General features: G+C 68.0%; 17 protein-coding genes. All 17 read right to left on the reverse strand.

Annotated elements, in window-relative coordinates; genetic code table 11:
* Positions 1 to 33: 33 nt before the first annotated feature.
* The 17 genes from C458_RS13720 to C458_RS13800 all read right to left on the reverse strand — a co-directional run bounded on the left by C458_RS13720 (position 34) and on the right by C458_RS13800 (position 19,444).
* Positions 34 to 1,410 (reverse strand): cytochrome P450, encoded by a 1,377-nt coding sequence (locus C458_RS13720; RefSeq protein ID WP_008576553.1) that lies wholly within the window; start codon positions 1,408 to 1,410, stop codon positions 34 to 36.
* A gap of 79 nt (positions 1,411 to 1,489) precedes the next feature.
* A complete protein-coding gene (locus C458_RS13725) occupies positions 1,490 to 3,694 on the reverse strand; it encodes an ATP-dependent DNA helicase (RefSeq protein WP_008576555.1) in 2,205 nt (734 codons plus the stop codon).
* A gap of 147 nt (positions 3,695 to 3,841) precedes the next feature.
* Positions 3,842 to 4,741 (reverse strand): ornithine carbamoyltransferase, encoded by a 900-nt coding sequence (gene argF, locus C458_RS13730; RefSeq protein WP_008576557.1) that lies wholly within the window; start codon positions 4,739 to 4,741, stop codon positions 3,842 to 3,844.
* An 84-nt stretch (positions 4,742 to 4,825) separates the two neighbouring features.
* Complete coding sequence (locus C458_RS13735; protein ID WP_008576559.1) at positions 4,826 to 5,989, reverse strand: [LysW]-lysine hydrolase; 1,164 nt, start codon at positions 5,987 to 5,989, stop codon at positions 4,826 to 4,828.
* Positions 5,986 to 7,122, reverse strand: a complete 1,137-nt coding sequence (locus C458_RS13740; protein ID WP_008576560.1) for an aspartate aminotransferase family protein — start codon at positions 7,120 to 7,122, stop codon at positions 5,986 to 5,988. Before C458_RS13740 ends, C458_RS13735 begins: the two co-directional genes overlap by 4 nt.
* Positions 7,122 to 8,054, reverse strand: coding sequence for an acetylglutamate/acetylaminoadipate kinase (locus C458_RS13745; protein WP_008576562.1), 933 nt, complete (start codon positions 8,052 to 8,054; stop codon positions 7,122 to 7,124). The genes C458_RS13740 and C458_RS13745 overlap by 1 nt, the downstream gene beginning before the upstream one ends.
* Before the next feature lie 54 nt (positions 8,055 to 8,108).
* Positions 8,109 to 9,152, reverse strand: coding sequence for an N-acetyl-gamma-glutamyl-phosphate reductase (gene argC, locus C458_RS13750; RefSeq protein ID WP_008576564.1), 1,044 nt, complete (start codon positions 9,150 to 9,152; stop codon positions 8,109 to 8,111).
* Complete coding sequence (gene lysX / locus C458_RS13755) at positions 9,149 to 10,024, reverse strand: lysine biosynthesis protein LysX (protein WP_008576565.1); 876 nt, start codon at positions 10,022 to 10,024, stop codon at positions 9,149 to 9,151. Before lysX ends, argC begins: the two co-directional genes overlap by 4 nt.
* 1 nt (position 10,025) lies before the next feature.
* Positions 10,026 to 10,205 (reverse strand): lysine biosynthesis protein LysW, encoded by a 180-nt coding sequence (lysW, locus tag C458_RS13760; RefSeq protein ID WP_004045057.1) that lies wholly within the window; start codon positions 10,203 to 10,205, stop codon positions 10,026 to 10,028.
* A 320-nt stretch (positions 10,206 to 10,525) separates the two neighbouring features.
* Positions 10,526 to 11,992, reverse strand: coding sequence for an argininosuccinate lyase (gene argH / locus C458_RS13765; protein ID WP_008576566.1), 1,467 nt, complete (start codon positions 11,990 to 11,992; stop codon positions 10,526 to 10,528).
* A gap of 1 nt (position 11,993) precedes the next feature.
* The gene (locus tag C458_RS13770) at positions 11,994 to 13,208 is read right to left on the reverse strand and encodes an argininosuccinate synthase (RefSeq protein WP_008576567.1); all 1,215 of its coding nucleotides are present in this window, start codon (positions 13,206 to 13,208) and stop codon (positions 11,994 to 11,996) included.
* Between the two features lie 541 nt (positions 13,209 to 13,749).
* Complete coding sequence (locus tag C458_RS13775; protein WP_008576568.1) at positions 13,750 to 14,964, reverse strand: cation:proton antiporter; 1,215 nt, start codon at positions 14,962 to 14,964, stop codon at positions 13,750 to 13,752.
* Positions 14,964 to 15,449 carry a cation:proton antiporter regulatory subunit gene (locus C458_RS13780; RefSeq protein WP_008576569.1) on the reverse strand — a complete coding sequence of 162 codons (486 nt, stop codon included), beginning with the start codon at positions 15,447 to 15,449 and terminating at the stop codon, positions 14,964 to 14,966. The genes C458_RS13775 and C458_RS13780 overlap by 1 nt, the downstream gene beginning before the upstream one ends.
* Before the next feature lie 43 nt (positions 15,450 to 15,492).
* Positions 15,493 to 16,095, reverse strand: a complete 603-nt coding sequence (locus C458_RS13785; protein WP_008576570.1) for a hypothetical protein — start codon at positions 16,093 to 16,095, stop codon at positions 15,493 to 15,495.
* A 6-nt stretch (positions 16,096 to 16,101) separates the two neighbouring features.
* Complete coding sequence (gene glyS / locus C458_RS13790; protein ID WP_008576572.1) at positions 16,102 to 17,886, reverse strand: glycine--tRNA ligase; 1,785 nt, start codon at positions 17,884 to 17,886, stop codon at positions 16,102 to 16,104.
* The gene (locus tag C458_RS13795) at positions 17,879 to 18,733 is read right to left on the reverse strand and encodes a CBS domain-containing protein (protein ID WP_004045076.1); all 855 of its coding nucleotides are present in this window, start codon (positions 18,731 to 18,733) and stop codon (positions 17,879 to 17,881) included. Before C458_RS13795 ends, glyS begins: the two co-directional genes overlap by 8 nt.
* A gap of 132 nt (positions 18,734 to 18,865) precedes the next feature.
* Positions 18,866 to 19,444: a hypothetical protein gene (locus C458_RS13800; RefSeq protein ID WP_008576573.1), complete on the reverse strand. Its 579-nt coding sequence runs from the start codon at positions 19,442 to 19,444 to the stop codon at positions 18,866 to 18,868.
* Positions 19,445 to 19,461: the final 17 nt, after the last annotated feature.

The raw sequence follows: 19,461 nt of genomic DNA on the forward strand, positions 1-19,461 counted from the left end.
TCGGCGGTGTACCCGTGTCCGCTGGTCGCGCCGTCAGTCGCGCGCCCGGAGTCGCATCCCCATCGGCTCCTCGGGATGCATCGTCAGCGACCCGCGGAGCGAGAACGGCTCGTCGCGGACGTAGTCGAGTTCGTACCGCTGGGCGACGGTGCCGAGGATGAGCCGCCCTTCGAGCAGCGAGAGCTGCTTGCCGATGCAGTGGCGCGGCCCGCCGCCGAACGGGAAGTACGCGAAGCGCGGCCGGTCGCCGGCCCGCTCGGGTGCCCAGCGGTCCGGGTCGAACTCCAACGGGTCGTCCCACCAGCGCCCCGAGCGGTGGACGACCCACTGCGGGAGCATGATGGCCGACCCTTCCGGGACGCGGTAGCCGCCGAGGCGAACGTCCACCTTCGGCTCGCGGAACATGACGTACACCGGCGGATACAGCCGCATCGCCTCGTTCAGCACGCGCTCTGTGTACTCCAGTTTTCGCACGTCCTCGAACGTCGGCGTCCGCCCGCCGAGCACCGCGTCCAGTTCGCGGTGGAGCTTCGCCGCCGCCTCGGGGTGTTGCGAGAGCAGGTACCACGCGTACGTCAGCGTCAGCGCCGTCGTGTCGTGGCCCGCGAGGAGCATCGTCACCAGCTCGTCGCGGAGGTTCTTCTCCGTCTGCTCGCCCTCGTCGTAGGCGCGGAGCAGAATCGAAAGCAGGTCCATCGGCCGGTCGTCGCCCGTCGCGTCGGCCGACACCGACGACGCCGGCATCTCGCCGTGCTCGGTCCCGCGGCGCTCCTCGACGATGTCCCAGACGAGCGATTCGAGTTCCGACAGCGCCTGCTTGTACTCGCGGTTCTCCCGCGTCGGCGCCCAGTCGGGCGTCAGGAACCGAAGCGGGTCGGGTTCGAACCGCGCGCCCAGCGGTTCGAGGTTCTCCTGTACCCGCCGAATGCGCTCGTCGTCGAGGTCGGTGCCGAACATGGCGTCGACGATTATCTCGACGGTCAGCCGCGCCATCTCCAACTGCACGTCGACCACGTCGCCGTCGCCCCACGACGACAGCATCGACTCCGTCCGGTCGGTCATCATGCCGGCCATCGTCGAGACGCGCCGCGCGTCGAACGCCGGCTGGGCGAGTTGGCGCTGTTTCTTCCACGTCGCGCCCTCGCTCATGAGCAGGCCGTCGCCCAGCAGGTCACCGATGGCGCGGTCCTGGAACTGCGGCTTTCTGAACTTCGACGCCTCGCTCACGAGCACCGTCTCGACGTCCGCCGGGTTCGTGAGCATGTACGTGTCCAGCGGGCCGAGATCGAAGTGGACCACGTCGCCGTAGGCGTCCGCGACGGCCGTCAGGAACGTAAACGGGTCGCGGGCGTACTGTCTGCTCGCGCCGAACAACGGGAGGCCCTTCGGGCCGGGAGGGGTCGCACTCATCACCCTGTGTTGGTTCGAACAGGTAAGAATCGCACGGCGGTCGCTCGGCTTTTCCGCGCCGAGCGCGACCCGCTCAGGCTCAGGGCCGCGGCGGGTCGCCGTCGTAGGCGTCGCGGTCGGTGTAGAAGTTCAGCATCGCGAACTTGAGTTTGGTCGGCGCGATATCGACCATCTCGGCGCGCTCTTCGACCGGGAACGACCCGCGGACGCCGTACTTCCCCATCGAGGTGCTCTCGCGGGTGTAGCGCTTGTCGGCCAGCACGCGGACGCCGAAGTCGTCGGGCGCGCGGATGACCCGGCCGAGCGCCTGTCTGGTCTTTCGAATCGTCGGAATCTCGACGGCGTAGCGCCAGCCGGCGTCCTTTTTCCGACGGTAGACGCGGTCGTAGGCGTCCTGTACCGCCTCCAACCGCTCGGAGAGATGCGGGTAGGGTACGCCGACGACCACGACCGTTCGGGCGTCGTCGCCGTCGAAGCTCACCCCCTCCGCGAGCGTCCCCCACAGCGAGGTGAGAAGCACCGCGCCGTCCTTGCCGACGAACTCCCGGCGCATCTCCTCCGCGCGGACGCCCGGTTCGTCTAAAAACAGCTCCGCGTCGACGTTCGGGTTCGCCCGCAGGCGCTCGTGGTAGCGCTCGGCCTCGGCGTACGACGGGAAGAACGCGAGCGTGTTCCCCGGCGTGAAGCCGGCGGCGTCCGAGAGCACCTTCTCGACCGTCTCCTGTGTGCCGGGGTCGTCGCGCTCGGAGGAGAACAGCGCGGGCAGCGAGACCGAAAACGTCCGGCGGTTCTTCTCGGGGTATTCGAGCCCGTAGGCCATCGTCACCGGGTCGTCGAGGCCGAGCGTGCTTTCCGTCACGTCGAACGGACGGAGCGTCGCCGACATCAGGATGCTCGCGTGAACCTCCTCGAACAGCTCCTTCGTGACCTCCCGCGGGATACAGGTGTACAGTTCCGCGCGGCCGTAAATCTCGTCGGTGCCGCCGTCGCGGCGGACCGACAGCATCGGGTGGCGGCCGAGTTCGTCGCCCAGTTCCGTCCAGTCAGCGATGAAGTTCGCCGCCTGGAGCGTCTGGCACTCCTTGCGCGTCGTCGCCTCGCCGTTCTTGTACGCGTCTTCGTACTGCTCGTCTAACTGCTTGCCCAACTGGAGTGCGAGTTCGACTTCCACGTCGATGCCGCGGCCCTCGTAGGACCGCAGGAACTCCATCGTCAGGTCGTCGCGGCGACCCTGACTGGCGATAGAGAGGTCGTACCAGTTCTCACCGACCTGCTCGCGCTCGCCGAAGCCGAACGCCTCCTCGTAGCTGTCGCGCAGCGCGTCGAGGAACGTCCCGATGACGTTGCGGGCGCTCTCGGCCCGCGAGTCGTCTTCGTCTTCCAACTCGGTCATCGCGCTTTCGAGCGTGTTCTCGGTGAGCGCGCGACTCGCGTGGTCGCGGGCCGTGCTCTCGATGTTGTGCGCCTCGTCGAACACCGTGATCACGTCGTCGGGGTCGCGGTCCAACCACCGGAAGAACTGCTCGCGTATCATCGGGTCGAGCAGGTGGTGGTAGTTGCAGACGACGAGGTCGATGCCCTCCATGCCCTCCTTGAGCAGTTCGTAGCCGCAGAGGTTCTGCTTGCCCGCGTACTCGAAAATCTCGTCGGGCGTCCGCACGTCGTCGAACAGCCACTGGAAGAACTCGTCGGTGTTCCGCGCGAGGTTGTTGTAGTAGTGCTCGCAGTAGTTGCCCTGCTTCAACTCCTCCAGCTCGTCGTCGATGCTGTCGAGTTCGTCCGTGACGGCGCTCCGCGCGTCGGCCGCGCCGGACTCGCCCTCGCGCATCCCGTCGAGGAGCGACTGCGCCTGCTCGGAGAGTTCTGCCCTGTCGGACTCCTTTTCGACGATGCTCCGGGTCGTATCGCGGAGGGTCTGACACTCCTGAAAACCCACGTCGATGTGGCACATCGAGGACTTCCCGCGGAACACCACCGCGCGGATGGCCTCCTCTCTGGTGATGGCGCGGGCGTCCTCGACGAACTGGCGCATCTGCTGGTGGACGTTCGTCGTGATGACGACCGTCTTGTCGTGCTCGCGGGCGTACGAGAGCGCGGGCACGAGCGCGGAGATGGTCTTCCCGGTCCCGGTCGCCCCTTCGAGGAGGACGTTCCGCTCGTCGTCGAGCGCGTCGGCGATGCCGGACATCGCCGCCTCCTGATTCGGGTACGGCTCGTCGTACGGGAAGAACCGCCACGCTCCGTCCGCGTCGCCGTCGTCGGGTGCGCCGTTGGCGTGGGCCACGAAAGCATCTCGGCCGCCATCCGATTAAAAGGCTCGGAGCCCCCGACACCGCCGGAGACGACGGGGACGGCGTACGCGCCTCTCCGCGATGCGGCGGCGTCTTCCGAGAAAGAGAACCGACCGTTTCGGAACCGCCCGGCTCCGAGGTTACTCTTCGAGCAGTTCGACGATGAGCCCTTTCTGGGCGTGCAGGCGGTTCTCCGCCTGGTCCCAGACGAGCGACCGCTCGCCTTCGAGCACGTCGCCGGTAATCTCCTCGCCGCGGTGGGCCGGCAGGCAGTGCATGACCTGCGCGTCGGTGTCCGACAGCAGCTCCTCGTTGAGTTGGAACCCCTCGAACGCTTGCAGTTTCTCGTGGCGCTGGTCCTCCTGGCCCATCGAAATCCACACGTCGGTGTAGACCACGTCCGCGTCCGAAACGGCCTCCTCGGGGTCGGTCGTAATCGTCGGCGTCGACCCGAGTTCGGCGGCCTTTTCGAGCACGTCGTCGTCGACGCCGTACTCCGGCGGGGTCGCCACGGTGAGGTCGATGCCGGCCATCGCACAGCCGAGGACGAACGACTGGCCGACGTTGTTGCCGTCTCCGACCCACGCCGCGGACACCTCGTCGAAGTCGCCGACGTGTTCGCGGATGGTGAGCAGGTCGGCGAGCGTCTGGCAGGGATGGGCGTCGTCGGTCAGGCCGTTGATGACCGGCGCGTCGGAGTGCTCCGCGATTTCGAGCAGGTCCTCGTGGTCGAACAGGCGGACCATGATGGCGTCGCCGTAGCGACCCAGCACGCGCGCGGTGTCCGAAAGCGGCTCGCCGTGGCCGAGCTGGATGTCCTCGGGGCCGAGGAACAGCGCGTGGCCGCCCAGTTCGGTCATCCCCGTCTCGAAGGAGACACGCGTCCGGGTACTCGGTTTCTCGAAGAGCATCGCCAGCGTCGCTCGGGTGAGCTGCGTCTCGTCGTCGCCGGACTTGATGTCGGCGGCGCGGGTGAGGACGCGGTCTAACTCCGATGCGCTGATGTCGTCGATGTCGGTGAAGTGGGTGGTTTCGAGCATTGTGTCGTGTGTCGTGTCTCCGTGTCGGTTCGTCGTCTCGGTCGGTCGGTCCTCGTTCTCGCCCTCGTCGTCGCTCGTCTCGCCTCAGTCGTCAGCGAGGCGCTCGCAGACGTCGACGAGCACGTCGATGGCGCTGTCGAACTCCTCGAGGTCGAGGTGTTCGTTCGGAGCGTGGTCGAGGTCGGAGTCGCCGGGGCCGTAGGTTGCCATCGGGCAGTCCCACGTCCCGGCGAAGATGTTCATGTCGCTGGTCCCGGTCTTGCGGAGGAGCCGAGGCTTCACGCCGCCGACGTTGCGGATGGCAACGCGGAACGCCCGCGCCACGTCGGTGCGGGGGCTCATCATGACCGGCGGGATGGGCTTGTTCCAGTGGACGCCGCCGCGGGTGAGTTCGCTCTCCGCGACCTCGCGCACGTCGTCGATGGAGAGCCGCGGCGGGACGCGGAACTGCACGTCCACCGTCGCCTCGACCGCGAGGCCGTCGTCGGTCGGGCCGCCGTCGAACGTCACGGGCTTGGTCGTCACGGTGTCGAAGACGCCGTCGCGTTCTTCGTCGAAGAAGTCGGCCACGCGGGACCACCACGCGACCGCGGACTGGATGGCGTTCTCCTCGGGCCGCGAGGAGTGGCCGAGTTCGCTCGTCGAGATGTACGTCCCGGAGAGGAACCCGCGGTAGCCGAGCGTGACGCCGTCCCAGCCCGAGGGCTCGCCGTTGACGACCGCGTCGGGTTCCTCGCGGTCCTCCACGAGGTGCCACGCGCCGCGCGAGGAGGTCTCCTCGCCGACGACGCCGACGAACGAGACGCCCGTCTCGACGGCCGCCGCGGCCATCGAACAGAGCGGCCCGGTGGCGTCGACGCTGCCGCGACCCCAGAGGACGCCGTCTTCGATTTTCACCGGCACGTCGCCGGGGACGGTGTCGATGTGGGAGGTGAGAAGCACCGCGTCGTCGGCCGGCGCGCGGACGTTGCCGATTTCGTCTATCCACACCTCGCGGTCGTGCGCCTCGAAGAATGCCTTCAGCACCTCGGCAGCCGCCTCCTCGTCGCCCGACACCGAGGGCGTCGAGACCATGTCGTAGAGGAGGTGGCGCGCGTCGGCCCACTCGCCTTCGTCGAGGGCGTCGGTGTCGGCGTCCGCGTCGGGGTCCACGTCGACCTCGGCGTCGGCCGCCGTCTCGGCCGCCGACTCCGTCTCGGTCTCCGCGTCCGCCTCGCCGCCGTCCTCGCGGTCGATTTCGGCGTTCATGATAACACGTTCGTCATGGCGTCCACCGCGCGGTCGGCGTGTTCCTCCTCGATGACGAGCGGCGGCAGGAACCGGACGACCGTCCGACCCGCCGGGAGCGCGAGCAGCTGCTCGGACAGCGCGAGGTGCTTCAGCGTGCGGTTCGCGCCGCGCTTGACCTCGACGCCGACCATGAGGCCGTCGCCGCGGACCTCGCGGACCGGCAGGTCGTGTTCCTCGACGGCGGCTTCGAGTTCCGTCGTGAGGTAGTCGCCAACCGCGGCCGCGTGGCCGGGCAGGTCCTCCTCGACGATGGTGTCGAGGGTGGCGTTCGCCGCCGCACAGACCACGGGACCGCCGGAGAACGTCGAGCCGTGGGAGGCCGCGCCGTCGGCAATCCAGTCGGCGCAGAGCGTCGCGCCGAGCGGCAGGCCGTTGGCGATGCCCTTCGCGCTCGTCAGGATGTCGGGGACGACGCCGGCGTTCTCGCAGGCCCACAGCGACCCGGTGCGACCGATGCCGGTCTGAATCTCGTCGAAGACGAGCGCCGCGCCCGCGTCCTCGGTCAGGTCGCGGGCGGTCTGGAGATACTCGGCCGTCGCGGGGTTGATGCCGCCTTCGCCCTGAATCGGCTCTAAGAACACGGCAGCCGTCTCGTCGTCGACGGCCTCGGCGAGTTCTTCTTCGTCGCCGTAGCTGACGAACTCGACGCCGCCGGCGACCGGTTCGTAGGGCTTCTTGTACTTCTGTTTCCACGTCAGCGCGAGGCTCCCGAGGGTGCGACCGTGGAAGGCGCGCTTCGTGGCGACGATTTTCTGGCGGCCGGTCGCGGAGCGGGCGAACTTCATCGCCGCCTCGTTGGCCTCGGTGCCGGAGTTACAGAGCCAGACGTTCGAGATGTCGCCGGGCGCGAGCGTCGCCAGCTTCTCGTAGAGTTCCGTGCGGACCTCGACGGGATACGACGCCTGCACGTAGGTCAGCTTCGCGGCCTGCTCCTGAATCGCGGAGGTGACCGCGGGGTGGGAGTGGCCGAGCGCCGCGACGGCGTAGCTCGCGCCGAAGTCGAGGTACTCGGTACCGTCGTCGGCGTAGAGGTACGGCCCCTCGCCGGACTCGATGGCGATGGGTTTCTCGTTGAAGACGAACCCTGACATTACTGCTCAGCCTCCTCTGCTTCGACCAGCGCGCCGGGCGTCACGTGCGTGCCGCCGCCGTTGAGCGCCGTCACGATGGGGTCGTTCAGGTTCGCGTCGGAGACGACGACCTCGGCGGCCCCGCCGTCGAGCGCCTCCTTCGCGGCCATGACCTTCTTCGTCATGAACCCTTCAGCGGCCGATTCGAGCGCCGAGAACTCCTCGGGCGTGTCGGCCGTCTCGATGAGCGTCGACTCGTCGTCGGGGTCGGCGTAGACGCCCTTCACGTCGGTGAGGACGACGAGTTTCGCGCCGAGCGCGCCCGCGACAGCGGCCGCGGCGCGGTCGGCGTCGGCGTTGACCGGCACGCCGTCGTCGGCGAGCATCGGAACGGTCACGACGGGCGTGTAGCCGCCGTCGAGGAGGGTTTCGAGGAGCGTCGCGTTCACCGCGGTAATCTTCCCGGAGTGGTCGCCGCGCTTGATCTTCTTCTTGCCGTCTTCGACGACGCGGACGGCCGACTTGCGCGGCCCGGTCAGGAGGCCGCCGTCGACGCCCGAGAGGCCGAGCGCGTCGACGCCCGCCTCGCGGAACAGCGCCGTCAGGTCGGTGTTGAGCTTGCCGGGCATCACCATCGAGAAGACCTCCATGGTGCGCTCGTCGGTGAAGCGGCCGGAGACGCCCGAGGGCGACTCGACGTAGGTCGGCTCCTCGCCGAGTTCTTCGAGCGTCTCGTCGACGGCGGTCGAGCCGCCGTGGACGACGACCACGTCGGTGCCGTTGGCGACGAGGTGGGCCACGTCGGAGACGGCTCCCTGCGGGTCGACGGCCTTCGCGCCGCCGATTTTGACGACGACCGGCGGCTCGGAGCCGCCATCGGTGAGTAGGTTCGCTTCGTTGTCGACGAGCTGTTCGTGTGCCGCGAGCAGTTCCTCGCGTGTGTATCCTGTCATAGTCGAAATGGTGCGTAAATCGTGGGTCGGGGCGAGCGTTCGGGGGCGGTGCGGTCAGGGCGAGCCGACGGGGTGGAAGCCGGTGAAGTCGAGTCCGGCGGTCTCGTCCAGTCCGAGCGCGATGTTGGCGGCGTGGACCGCCTGCCCCGCGGAGCCTTTCATCATGTTGTCGATGGCCGAGAAGACGACGAGTCGTCGGTTTCCGGGGTCGACTTCGAAGCCGACCTCGCCGAAGTTCGTCCCGGCGACCGACTTCGGTTCCGGGTAGCGGTAGACGCCGCCGCCGCCGGCGACGGTGCGCATGAACGGTTCGTCGCCGTAGGAGCCGCGGAACGCTTTCCACATGTCGCCCTTCGAGACGGGGCCGTCGGGGAAGACGTGACAGGTCGCCGCCGCGCCGCGGACCATGTCGACCGCGTGGACGGTAAACGAGACCGAAAGCCCGAGGTACTCCTCGATTTCGGCCTCGTGGCGGTGGCCGGTCGGCGCGTAGGGGCGGACGATGCCCGAGCGCTCGGCGTGCGACGACGCCTTGCTCGCGCCCGCGCCGCCCTCCGACGAGCCGACCTTCACGTCCACGACGACCTGCTCGTCGCCGGCGAGGATGCCGGCGTCGAAAAGCGGCTTGAGGCCGAGAATCGTCGCGGTCGCGTTACAGCCGCCCGCGGCGATGAGGTCCGCGCCGGGGAGGTTCTCGCGGTTCAGTTCGGGGAGCGCGTACTCCGATTGCTCCAGATACTCGGGGCAGACGTGGCCGTCGTACCACTCGTCGTACTGCGCCGCCTCGGAGAGGCGGAAGTCCGCAGAGAGGTCGACGACGGTGTCCGCCGCGTCCTGAAAGGCGTCGATGTGCTCCATCGAGACGCCGTGGGGCGTCGCCGTGAACAGCACGTCGACGGATTCGAGGTCCTCCGGCGAGGTGAAACGGAGGTCGAGGTGACGAAGGTTCGGGTGGACGTGGCCGACGGTCTTGCGCTCGTAGGAGCGGCTCGTCGCCTGTTCGACCTCGAAGTTCGGGTGGCCGTCGAGCAGGCGGAGCAGTTCGCCGCCGGTGAAGCCCGAGCCGCCGACGACGCCCGCGGTGAGTTGGTCGCTCACGCCGAGACCTCCGCCAGCGACTGCTCGCCGTCGGCCTTGGCTTCGAGCCAGTCGACGACCGTCGCGGGAACGTCCGTCTCGACGGCGTCGTTGAGCGCCTTGAACTCGACGGTGTGGTTGACCTCGTGGACGGTGTAGTCGTCTCCCGTCTCCATGAGGTCGACGCCGAGTAAGCCGCCGCCGACCGCGTCGGACGCCTGTTTGACGAGCTCTTTCGCGCGGTCGTCGAGTTCGAACTCCTCGACGCTCGCGCCCTTCGCGGCGTTCGTGAGCCAGTGGTCCGACGAGCGGACCATCGCGGCCACGGGCTCGCCGTCGGTGGCGAGCACGCGGATGTCGCGGCCCGGCTTCTCGACGAACTCCTGGATGTAGAACACCTTGTGCTCGTAGTTACCGAGCGTCGATTTGTGTTCGAGGATGGCCTCGGCGGCCGACTCGGAGTCGATTTTCGCCATCAGGCGACCCCACGAGCCGACGACCGGCTTGAGGACGCAGGGGTAGCCGAACTCCTCGACGATGTCCATCGCCGATTCGACCGTGAACGCCACTTTCGTGTTCGGCGTGGGAACGCCCGCGTCCGCGAGCGCGAGGCTGTTTTTCGCCTTGTCGGCGCAGACGTCGGCGGTCTCGTGGGAGTTGACGACCGGGATTCCGTACGACTGCAGGAAGCGCGTGATGTAGATGCTCCTGCTCGTCGCCAGACAGCGGTCGACCACCACGTCGAGTCCGTCGAACGATTCCGGCGGCTCCGTGAGGTCGAACTGCTCTTTCCGAACGTCTATCTTCGTCACCTCGTGGCCGCGGTCACGAAGCTCGTTGAGAAGCAGCTTCTCGTCGCGGCGAATCCGGGAATAGAGCAGTCCAACGTGCAATTTACTCTCCCCAGTCCTCTTCGAGTTCGGGCGCTTCTTCGAGTGTCACGGGGTCGAGGGAGACGACCTCAAGCTCTGCGCCCGTGGCGGGGCTGTCGATGATTTCACCGACTTCGACGTCGGCCGGCAGCTCGATTTCCTCTCCGCTCAGCGGGTCTTCCGCGGTGATGGTGTCGCTCATTACATCCGTGGCTGGTCGACGGATAGTATTAAAGCCGTCGAAAATTACACGAAGAAAATTAATGAAAAGAAGCCTCTAACGGGTGTTATCTGTCGAATCGGCCGACAATACGGGTCGGCTGAACGACGCGTCGAGCTTGGGTGCCACGCTCACTCGACGCCGGAGACGGGACCGGTCGTCGGACCGGTCGACCCGTCCCCCGCGTCGGTCGTGGTCGTCGTCGCCGCGGTTCCGGTCGGGGTCGTCGGAGCCCCGCCGGTCGTCGCGGCGCGACCGCTCGCGGTCGTCGGAGTAGGCCCGTGGGCGTTGCGCGGTCGGACTCAGACATAGCTCGAAACCTCCTCATCGAGCCCCTCGGTGGCCGCCGAAAGTGAGTCGCGGGCGTCCGCGACCGCGGCGGCGTCGTCCGAGAGCTCGTCGCGGGCCGTCGACAGGGTCGCTTCCACGGCGGCGGGCGCGGGCCCGCCGACCGAATCGCGACTCGCCACGCTTTCGGTCGGGTCGAGCGCGGCTTCGACGGCCTCGGCTGTCACATGCGTAAAGAGTGACTCACCCAATACGTCCGTAGCGACGGCGTCAAGTGTTGCCACGTCGGGCGTTCCCTCGGAGCGGGCGGCCGCCTCCGCGACGACCTCGTGGGCCGTGCGGAACGGCAGGCCGGCCATCGCCAGCAGGTCAGCCACGCCGGTCGCGGTCGAAAAGCCGTCGCCCGCGGCCGCGGCGAGTTCGTCTTCGGGCCACGCCGCTGATGCCACCGCGCCGGCGGCGACCGCGGCCGCCTCGCCCACGTCGTCGACGGTGCGGAACGCGTGTTTGTGGGCGCGCTGGAGGTCGCGGTTGTACGCACGCGGCAGCCCCTTTAGCGTCGTCAGGAGGCCGGTGAGTTCTCCGACCGCGTCGCCCGCGACGGCGCGGACGAGCTCCATCGTGTCGGGGTTCTTCTTCTGCGGCATGATGGAGGAGGTCGACGAGTAGTCGTCCGACAGCTCGACGAGCCCCTTGTTCGAGAATATCACGAGGTCCTCGGCGAGGCCGGAGAGCGTGACCGCGTGGGTCGTGAGCGCCGACAGCGTCTCCGCGAGGAAGTCGCGGGTCGCGGAGGCGTCCATCGAGTTCTCCATCACGCGGTCGAAGCCGAGCAGGTCGGCGGCGAGTTCGCGGTTCACGTCGAAGGGCGTCCCCGCGAAGGCGGCCGACCCGAGCGGCGACTGGTTGATGCGCTCGTACGCGCACATGAGGCGGGCGCAGTCGCGGGCGACCGCCCGTTCGTACGAGAGGAGAAAGTGCGCGACCGTCGTCGGTTGCGCGGGCTGGAGGTGCGTGTAGCCGGGCATCACCGTCTCGGTGTGTTCGGCGGCCGTCTCGAGTAACGACTCGCGCAGGGCGAGCGCCGCGTCGAGCACCGAAAGCACGTCCTCGCGCAGGCGGTAACGGATGCAGGTCGCCACCTCGTCGTTGCGCGAGCGGGCGGTGTGCATCTTTCCGCCGTCGGGGCCAACGATGTCGATGACGGCGGCCTCGATGGCCTCGTGGACGTCTTCGCCGCCCGAAAGCGAGTCGTGGCCCGCGGCCTCGACCTCGTCCAGCGCGGCGAGAATATCGCTCGCGACCTCGGACTCGATGATGTCCTGCGACGCGAGCATCACGACGTGCGCCCGGTCGACGGCGAGGTCGGCCTCGAAGATGCGTTCGTCGGCCGCGAGGCTCGACATGAACCCGCGGGCGGGGCCGCCGCTGAAGCGGTCCCGGCGGATGACGCCCTCGGAGTCGCCGTCCTCGCCTGCCATCTCAGTCGCTACCGCCGTCTGCGGCGAGTTCGGGCTTTTCTTTCTTCGCGTTCTGGTTGGCGAGGCGCGCCTGGAAGCCGTGGTACTTGGCGACGCCCGTGGCGTCGGCCTGCTCGATGCCGTCGACCGTCTCCGTGTTGAAGGAGGCGGCGGACTCGGAGTAGGCGGCGTACTCGGACTCGCGGCCGACCGGGCGGGCCTGTCCGCCCTCGAACTTGATGGTCACGGTGCCCGTGACGCGCTCTTGGGTCTTTTCGAGGAAGGCGTTCAGCGCGCCCACGAGCGGGGCGTCGATGAGGCCCTCGTAGGCCTTCTGGGACCACTCGTTGTCGACGGTGGCCTTGAAGTCGCGTTCCTCCTTCGTGAGGACGAGCCCTTCGAGCGCCTCGTGGGCGTTCAGGAGCGTCGTCGCGGCCGGGTGCTCGTAGTTCTCGCGCACCTTGAGGCCGAGCATGCGGTCTTCCATCATGTCCGTGCGGCCGACGCCGTGCTTGCCGGCCTTCTCGTTGAGAAGCGAGATGAGTTCGAGGGGTTCGAGCTCCTCGTCGTCGACGGCGACCGGGTAGCCGTCTTCGAACGCGATTTCGATGAGTTCCGTCTCGTCCGAGGGCTGGTCGGTCCACTCGTAGATGTCCTCCGGCGGGACGTAGCCGGGGTCTTCGAGGTTGCCGCCCTCGATGGAACGGCTCCAGAGATTCGTGTCGATGGACCAGACGCCCTCGTTGCCGCCCTGCACCGGGAGGTTCTTCTCGGCGGCGTACTCGATTTCCCACTCGCGGGTCATGCCCATCTCGCGGACGGGTGCGATGACTTCGAGGTCGGAGGCGCGCCAGACCGCCTCGAAGCGGAGTTGGTCGTTACCCTTGCCCGTACAGCCGTGAGCGATGCCGTCGCAGTCCTGCTCCTCTGCGAGTTCGAGGATGGCCTTGGCGATGACCGGGCGCGCGAGCGCGGTGCCGAGCGGGTAGCCCTGATAGTCCGCGTTGGCGCAGACCGAGTCGAGACAGAGCTGTGCGAACTCCTGTTTCGCGTCGACGACGTAGTGTTCCAGTCCGAGGGCCTCGGCCGTCTCGTAGGCCTCCTCGAACTCCTCTTCGGGCTGGCCGACGTCGACCGTGACGCCGACGACTTCGTCGTATCCGTACTCCTCTTCGAGAATCGGGACGCAGACTGTCGTGTCGAGTCCGCCCGAGAACGCGAGTGCGACTTTCTTCATGTACTCGTCTGTGGCGGGGACATACAGATAAATTCTTTGCATTCAGTCCATGAAATTAAAGGGTAGAGATGCCTATGGGCACGAAAACAGGAGATTAGCGGTTTCGACGTGTCCCGAAGGAGGTGATGATTGTGGCCCTAAAGGGCCCGTCGTCGGGGTCGGACAGCCGCGGCTCGCAGCGGGGCAAAAGTGGCGCAAGTGCTGCGAGTCGCCATGGTTGTGAGACGCTACGGCGGCTTCCCTATTAAACGCTTCCGGCGACGCAAACGTTTCCTCAGTCGAGCAACTCCCCGGCGAGTTCGACCAGCAGTTCGTTGTCGACGAGCGCGAGGACGAGCGCGATAACCGCGACCACGACGACTGCGATGATGAGCCACTCGATAAGGGTCATAGCACCCGCAACGTGACGGCTCCTCGGGTAAGTGTTCTGTGGCCGGTCGGGTCAGTCGAGTCCTTCGAGTCGGCCTCGACGTTCGGGTTGGTCGGCGTCGGCCGCGGTCGATTCGCCACCGACGGTTCGAACACGCCCCGCCGGGGCGACTCAGGCGCTCTCGGCCGAGGCCTCGCCGTCAGTCTCGCCGCCGCGGAAGACCAGACGCTCCACGAGGTCGGACCGCTGCATCAACACCGTGCCGAGCGCGCTCATGACGAACACGTAGCCGACGGCGAACGCCGGGATGACCTCGCGCATCACCGGCGTCGTGCCCGCGGCGGCCAGCGCCGCGATGACGAGCGAGAACTCGCCGCGGGGGACCATCCCGACGCCGACCCGGAGCGACCGGTGCGCCGAGAGGTCGTACGCCCGACCGCCGAGATAGCCCGAGAGAACCTTCGACGGCGTCGAGAGGACGACCGCGATGGCGAGCGGGACGGCCGCCGCCGCCAACAGCGTCGGGTCGGTGCCGAGCCCGATCCAGAAGAAGAACACCGCGGCGAACACGTCGCGCACGGAGACGAGCAGGTGTTCGAGTCGTTCCCGGTGGCCGCTCGTCGAAAAGCCCATGCCGACGAAGAACGCCGCGACGGCCTCGCTCACCCCGAGCGCGAGCGCCGCACCCGAGATGGGAACGACGACCGCGAGCGCCCGCAGGACGAACGCCTCCTGATTCTCCACGTCGAGGATGCGGGCGAAAAGCGCCGTCCCGTACTGGACGGCCACGAACAGGAGGCCGAGGAAGCCGAAGGCGATGGCGAGCGATCGACCGATGGCCGCGACGCCGCCGTCACCGCCGAGTACGAGCGAGGTGACGACCGCGAGGTAGACCGCGATGGCGAGGTCCTCGAAGACGAGCGTGCCCAGAATCGGCTCCGACTCGGGGTCCGCGATCCACCCGAGGTCGATGAGCGTCTTCGTCACGATGGCCGACGACGAGATGTAGACGATACCGCCGAGCAGCAGCGCCTCGACCGGCGACCACCCGAGGACGAGGCCGATGGCGATGCCGATTGGCAGGTTCACCGCGAGGTCGATGACGCCCGCGCGGCCGATTTTCGCCCCCGACGACCGGAGTCGGTCGAGGCTGAACTCAAGGCCGAGGAAAAACAGCAGGAGGACGATACCGAGTTCCGCGAGAATCGTCACGACCTCGCCGTTCGGGACGTACGGGAGGCCGAACCGCCCGGCGACGTACGGCCCGGCGACGACGCCGCCGCCGACGTAGAGGGGAATCACCGACAGGCCGAGGCGGAGCGCGACCGCTCCGACGACCGCGAGGACGGCGAACAGATAGCCGAATTCGAGCAGCGCCGCCGCCATCAGGCCCCTTTGACGAGCGCGACGAAGTCGCGGCAGGCCGTCTTGGGACCGATGACGACGAGCGTGTCGCCGGCTTCGACCATGGCGTCGCCGCCGGGCGAGGTGACGACCTCGTCGCCCCGCTCGATGGCGATGACCGACGCGCCGGTCGCCTGCCGGAGGTCGGACTCGCTGAGCGTCCTCCCCGCGATATCGGAGTTCGCGCCGACTTCGACCCACTCGATGAGCGTGTCCCCGCCCAGCAGCGTCTCGATGCTCTCCGTCTGGACCGGCTGGAAGTACGCGCCTTCGAGGAGCGTCCCCACCTGTCGGGCGAGCTTGTCGGTGAGTTCGAACAGCTTCTCGGAGTCGCTGTCGGCGCTCGCGCGCCGGAACACCTCCCGCTTGCCGGTGTTGTGCGTCACGATGACCAGCCGGGAGCCGTCGCCGAGGTCCACCTCGTGTTTCTTCCCGACGCCCGGAAGGTCGCTCTCGTAGACGGTCATGTCCCGACGATTGGCGAGCGGACAAAATAAAGCCGCCTTCCGCTCAGGCGACCAACCAGAGCGTCACCGCGATGGCGGTACAGGCGACCGGCGGAATCGAGAGGTTGTCGTCGATGACGTAGCCGGCGACGACCGGCTTCGCGCCGTCGGCCAGCGTCGCGCCGGCGGCTCCGGCAGCCGCGGCGAGGCCGCCCGCGACGACCCCCGAGACCGGAATCACGAACGGCGCGGCGAGGGCGAAACAGACCGCGAACATCGCCGCGAGCGTCCGCGCCGACTTCAGTTCGCCCACTGGCGCGGAGCCCATCAGGCCGCTTATCGGGTCACCGATGGTGAGCATGAGCATCCCCGGAACCGCGATGTGGGGGCCGAACACCAGCGCGACGGCCGTCTGGCTGTAGACGTACAGCGCGTAGCCGGCGACGTTGTCCTGTTCGTACTCGCGGGTGAGTTCGTCGTAGACGGCCCACTCGAGGCCGCCGAACAGGCGGAGCAGTTCGAGGACGCTGACGACCGCCGCGAGGAAGACGAACAGATACCCGAGGGTACGCCACTCGACCAGCCCGAGGAGGTACAAAAGCGGCATCCCCGAGCCGCTCGCGTGGACCAGTCGCCGCTTCACCTCGGCGGTGCTCGGTCGCCCCACGGCGGGTTACGCCTCGACGACCTCGTTGTCGTCGAGCACGTCGTCGAACGAGGCGGTGCCGGCGCGCAGGCCGACGAGCGTTCCGACGAGGTCGTCGACGGGCAGCCGGACCTGCTTGCCGCTGTCGCGCTCGCGAATAGTGACGGTGTTCGCGCCGTCGCCTTCGAGCCCGTCGCGGTCGATGGTGATGCAGAACGGCGTGCCGACCTCGTCCTGTCGGCGGTAGCGCCGACCGATGCTGCCGGAGTCGTCGTAGACGACCGCGAAGCCGGCCGCGCGGAGTTCTTCGGCCACGTCGTCGGCGAGGTCGACCAGTTCGTCGACGTTGCTCACGAGCGGGAAGACGCCGACGTTCGTCGGCGCGACCGACGGCGAAAGCGAGAGGTAGCTCCGCGCCTCGCCGTCGACTTCGTCGGTCTCGTACGCGTGTGCGAGGAGCGTGTACACCGTGCGGTCGATACCGAACGACGGCTCGACCACGTGGGGCGTGACGTGCTCGCCCGCTTCGGTCTGCGTCTCGACCGAGAAGTTCGCCACCTCGGCGTCGACGGTGATTTCCTCGCCGTCGACATCGAGCGTCACCTGGTCGGCGTCGAAGGCGTCGGGGTCGCGTTCGGCGAGCGTCTCCAGCGCCTCGGCCACGTCGGCGGCCTGCGCGCCGAACTCGGGACCGAGCGTCGCCATGTCGGGGTCGACGACGGCGCGCTCGACCGTCTTCGGCTCGTCGTACTGCTGGAAGACGGTGAAGTCGTCGTCGCCGTACTCGCCGTGCTTCGAGAGGTCGTAGTCGCTGCGGTACGAGAAGCCCGCGATTTCTATCCAGTCGCCGTCGACCTCGCTCTCGGCGTCCCAGCAGTCCGCAGAGTAGTGGGCGCGCTCGCCCGCGAGGTGCTGGCGGAAGCGGAAGCGGTCCATGTCGACGCCGACCGTCTCGTACCACTCCTGGGCGATGCCGAGGAAGTAGCCGAGCCACGCGTTGCCGATGATGCCGTCCTCGACGGCCTCGCCGATGGTCGTCTCGACGTAGTCGCCGTCGTCGGCTTCCTGTTCGGTCGCGGGGTACAGAAGCACCTCCACGTCCTCGACGGCCGAGAGGTCGGCCTCGTCGCGCTCGGGGTCGATGAAGTGCTCCAGTTCGGCCTGCGTGAACTCGCGGGTGCGGACGATGCTCTTCCGCGGCGAAATCTCGTTGCGGTAGGCGCGGCCGACCTGCGTCACGCCGAACGGGAGGCTGTTGCGCGCGTACTCCTTGATGCGCGGGAACTCCACGAAGATGCCCTGTGCCGTCTCGGGGCGGAGGTAGCCCGGCGTCGAGGAACCGGGGCCGATGTTCGTCTCGAACATGAGGTTGAAGTCCTCGACCGACTGGCCGGCGAGGTCCGCGCCGCAGGTCGGACAGACGAGGCCGAGGTCGGCGATTTTCTCCGCGGCCGCCTCGGGCGACAGCGTCTCGGCGTCCTCCAGTTCGGAGTTGTCCTCGATGAGGTGGTCCGCGCGGTGGGACTCGCCGCACTCGGCGCACTCGACGAGCATGTCGTCGAAGCCGTCGAGGTGGCCCGACGCCTCGAAGACGGGCTCGGGCATGATGGTCGGCGCTTCGATTTCGAGGTTACCCTCCTGGACGGCGAAGCGCTCGCGCCACGCCTCCTCGACGTTGGATTTCAGCGCCGCGCCCTGCGGGCCGTAGGTGTAGAAGCCGCCGACGCCGCCGTAGGCCTCCGAGGAGCCGAAGAAAAAGCCCCGGCGCTTGGCGAGTTCGGTGAGCGCGGCGGACTCGTCGCCCTCACTCATACAGCGCCTCCAGCAGGTTGATATCGCGGACGACGCCGATGAGTTCGTCGCCGGACACCAGCGGAATCTGCTCGATGTCCTCGCGAATCATCGTCTGGGCGGCGTCCTTGGCGGTGGCGCGCGTGGCGACGCTCACGAGGTCGTCGGTCATGAACTTCGACACCGGTTCGGCCGGTATCTCGACGTTCCGGGTCGGGATGTAGCGGTTGCCGACCGCCTTGATGCCCTCCCACATCCACTCGTCGTCCTGATTGGCGACCGAGTCGCCGGTGCCGGCCTCGCCTTCGACGACGCGGGCGACCTCGATGATGTCGACTTCGGTCACGATGCCGGCCAGCGAGGCCTCGTCGTCGAGTACGACCGCGTAGGGAACGTTCGCGTAGAATATCTCGCGTTCGACGATGTGGAGCGGTACGTCGACGTACGTGGTGTTCACGTCTCGGGCGGCGACGTCACCGACCTCGGTCTCGCCGTCGATATCGCCGCGGGCGATGGCCCGGACCACGTCGGTGACGGTGAGGATGCCCTCGATGGCGTCGCCGTCGACGACGGGGATTCGGCGCGCGCCCTCCGAGACCATCGTCGCGGCCACCGCTTCGAGGTCGTCGTCGGCGCTCGCGGTCGGCACCTCGCGGACGAGCACCGCCAGCTGGTCCTCGTCGGGGTGTTCGATGAGGTCCTCCCGAGAGATGAGCCCTCGGTACTTCGTCCCCTCGTCGGTCTCTTTCACCACAGGAACAGAAGAGAACCCACGCTCTTGGAGGTATTCCAGCACGTCGTCGCGCGTGCCCGGCAGGGACACCGTCACGACCTCCTCACCGCGGGTCATCGCGTCGGCTACTTTCATACACCCGCTTTCTTCCCCCCGCCTAATGTACTCTGCGAACGCTTTCGCCTCGCTGACAGGCGTCCGCCGCCGCTCGCGAGGGTCGGAGGACAGACGGTGCGCACGCGGCGCAGAAGCAGAACGGTCCTCGGCTCAGTTCTCGCCGCCTTCGCCCTCGTCGTCGCTGTTCGGCGCGTACCGCCGAATCGCGTCGAGGTTGGGGAAGAACTTCTCGGGGTCGTCGTGTTCGACGACGCCGACGACGGTGCCGTCGAGCTTCTGGAGGTAGGAGTACATCCGCCCCTCCTCGACGGCGACGGTCGCACACTCAAGCGCCTCGCGGAGGTCCCACGCGCCCGCGATGAAGACCGCGGTCTCGGTCTCCGGCGAGAACAGCGCCGTCACGATGTAGACGCGGCCGTCGTTCTCCGCGCGGTACACCTCGTACTCGGGGAACGAGGTCGCTTCGAACAGGTCGGCGACGGTCTCGGCCTTGTCGCCGGGGATGACGTACGCGAGGCCGAACGCCCCCTCGTCGCCTTTGCCGCTGGAGGGGCCGAACGGGCCGCTGTCGCCCGCCGGGATGCGGACCGTCTCCCACCCCTCGTCCTCGAACTCGTCGGCCATCGCTGTCATGTCGTCGAGCGTCGCGCCCCACGCCTCGCGGCGACGGTCCGCATCGCTCGCGATCCGTTCGGCCTCGGGCGTCTCGTCGTCTCCGAGCTCGGCCATACCCGTTCTGGACGACG

The sequence above is a fragment of the Haloferax sp. ATCC BAA-644 genome (assembly GCF_000336975.1).
Taxonomy (GTDB): Archaea; Halobacteriota; Halobacteria; order Halobacteriales; family Haloferacaceae; genus Haloferax; species Haloferax volcanii.

What these genes read in the sequence shown, in the direction of transcription:
- C458_RS13720 (WP_008576553.1), bottom strand. Translation starts at nt 1,410, where the DNA reads ATGAGTGCGACCCCTCCCGGCCCGAAGGGCCTCCCGTTGTTCGGCGCG.
- argF (WP_008576557.1), bottom strand. Translation starts at nt 4,741, where the DNA reads ATGCTCGAAACCACCCACTTCACCGACATCGACGACATCAGCGCATCG.
- C458_RS13735 (WP_008576559.1), bottom strand. Translation starts at nt 5,989, where the DNA reads ATGAACGCCGAAATCGACCGCGAGGACGGCGGCGAGGCGGACGCGGAG.
- C458_RS13740 (WP_008576560.1), bottom strand. Translation starts at nt 7,122, where the DNA reads ATGTCAGGGTTCGTCTTCAACGAGAAACCCATCGCCATCGAGTCCGGC.
- C458_RS13745 (WP_008576562.1), bottom strand. Translation starts at nt 8,054, where the DNA reads ATGACAGGATACACACGCGAGGAACTGCTCGCGGCACACGAACAGCTC.
- lysW (WP_004045057.1), bottom strand. Translation starts at nt 10,205, where the DNA reads ATGAGCGACACCATCACCGCGGAAGACCCGCTGAGCGGAGAGGAAATC.
- argH (WP_008576566.1), bottom strand. Translation starts at nt 11,992, where the DNA reads ATGGCAGGCGAGGACGGCGACTCCGAGGGCGTCATCCGCCGGGACCGC.
- C458_RS13770 (WP_008576567.1), bottom strand. Translation starts at nt 13,208, where the DNA reads ATGAAGAAAGTCGCACTCGCGTTCTCGGGCGGACTCGACACGACAGTC.
- C458_RS13775 (WP_008576568.1), bottom strand. Translation starts at nt 14,964, where the DNA reads ATGGCGGCGGCGCTGCTCGAATTCGGCTATCTGTTCGCCGTCCTCGCG.
- C458_RS13780 (WP_008576569.1), bottom strand. Translation starts at nt 15,449, where the DNA reads ATGACCGTCTACGAGAGCGACCTTCCGGGCGTCGGGAAGAAACACGAG.
- glyS (WP_008576572.1), bottom strand. Translation starts at nt 17,886, where the DNA reads ATGAGTGAGGGCGACGAGTCCGCCGCGCTCACCGAACTCGCCAAGCGC.
- C458_RS13795 (WP_004045076.1), bottom strand. Translation starts at nt 18,733, where the DNA reads ATGAAAGTAGCCGACGCGATGACCCGCGGTGAGGAGGTCGTGACGGTG.
- C458_RS13800 (WP_008576573.1), bottom strand. Translation starts at nt 19,444, where the DNA reads ATGGCCGAGCTCGGAGACGACGAGACGCCCGAGGCCGAACGGATCGCG.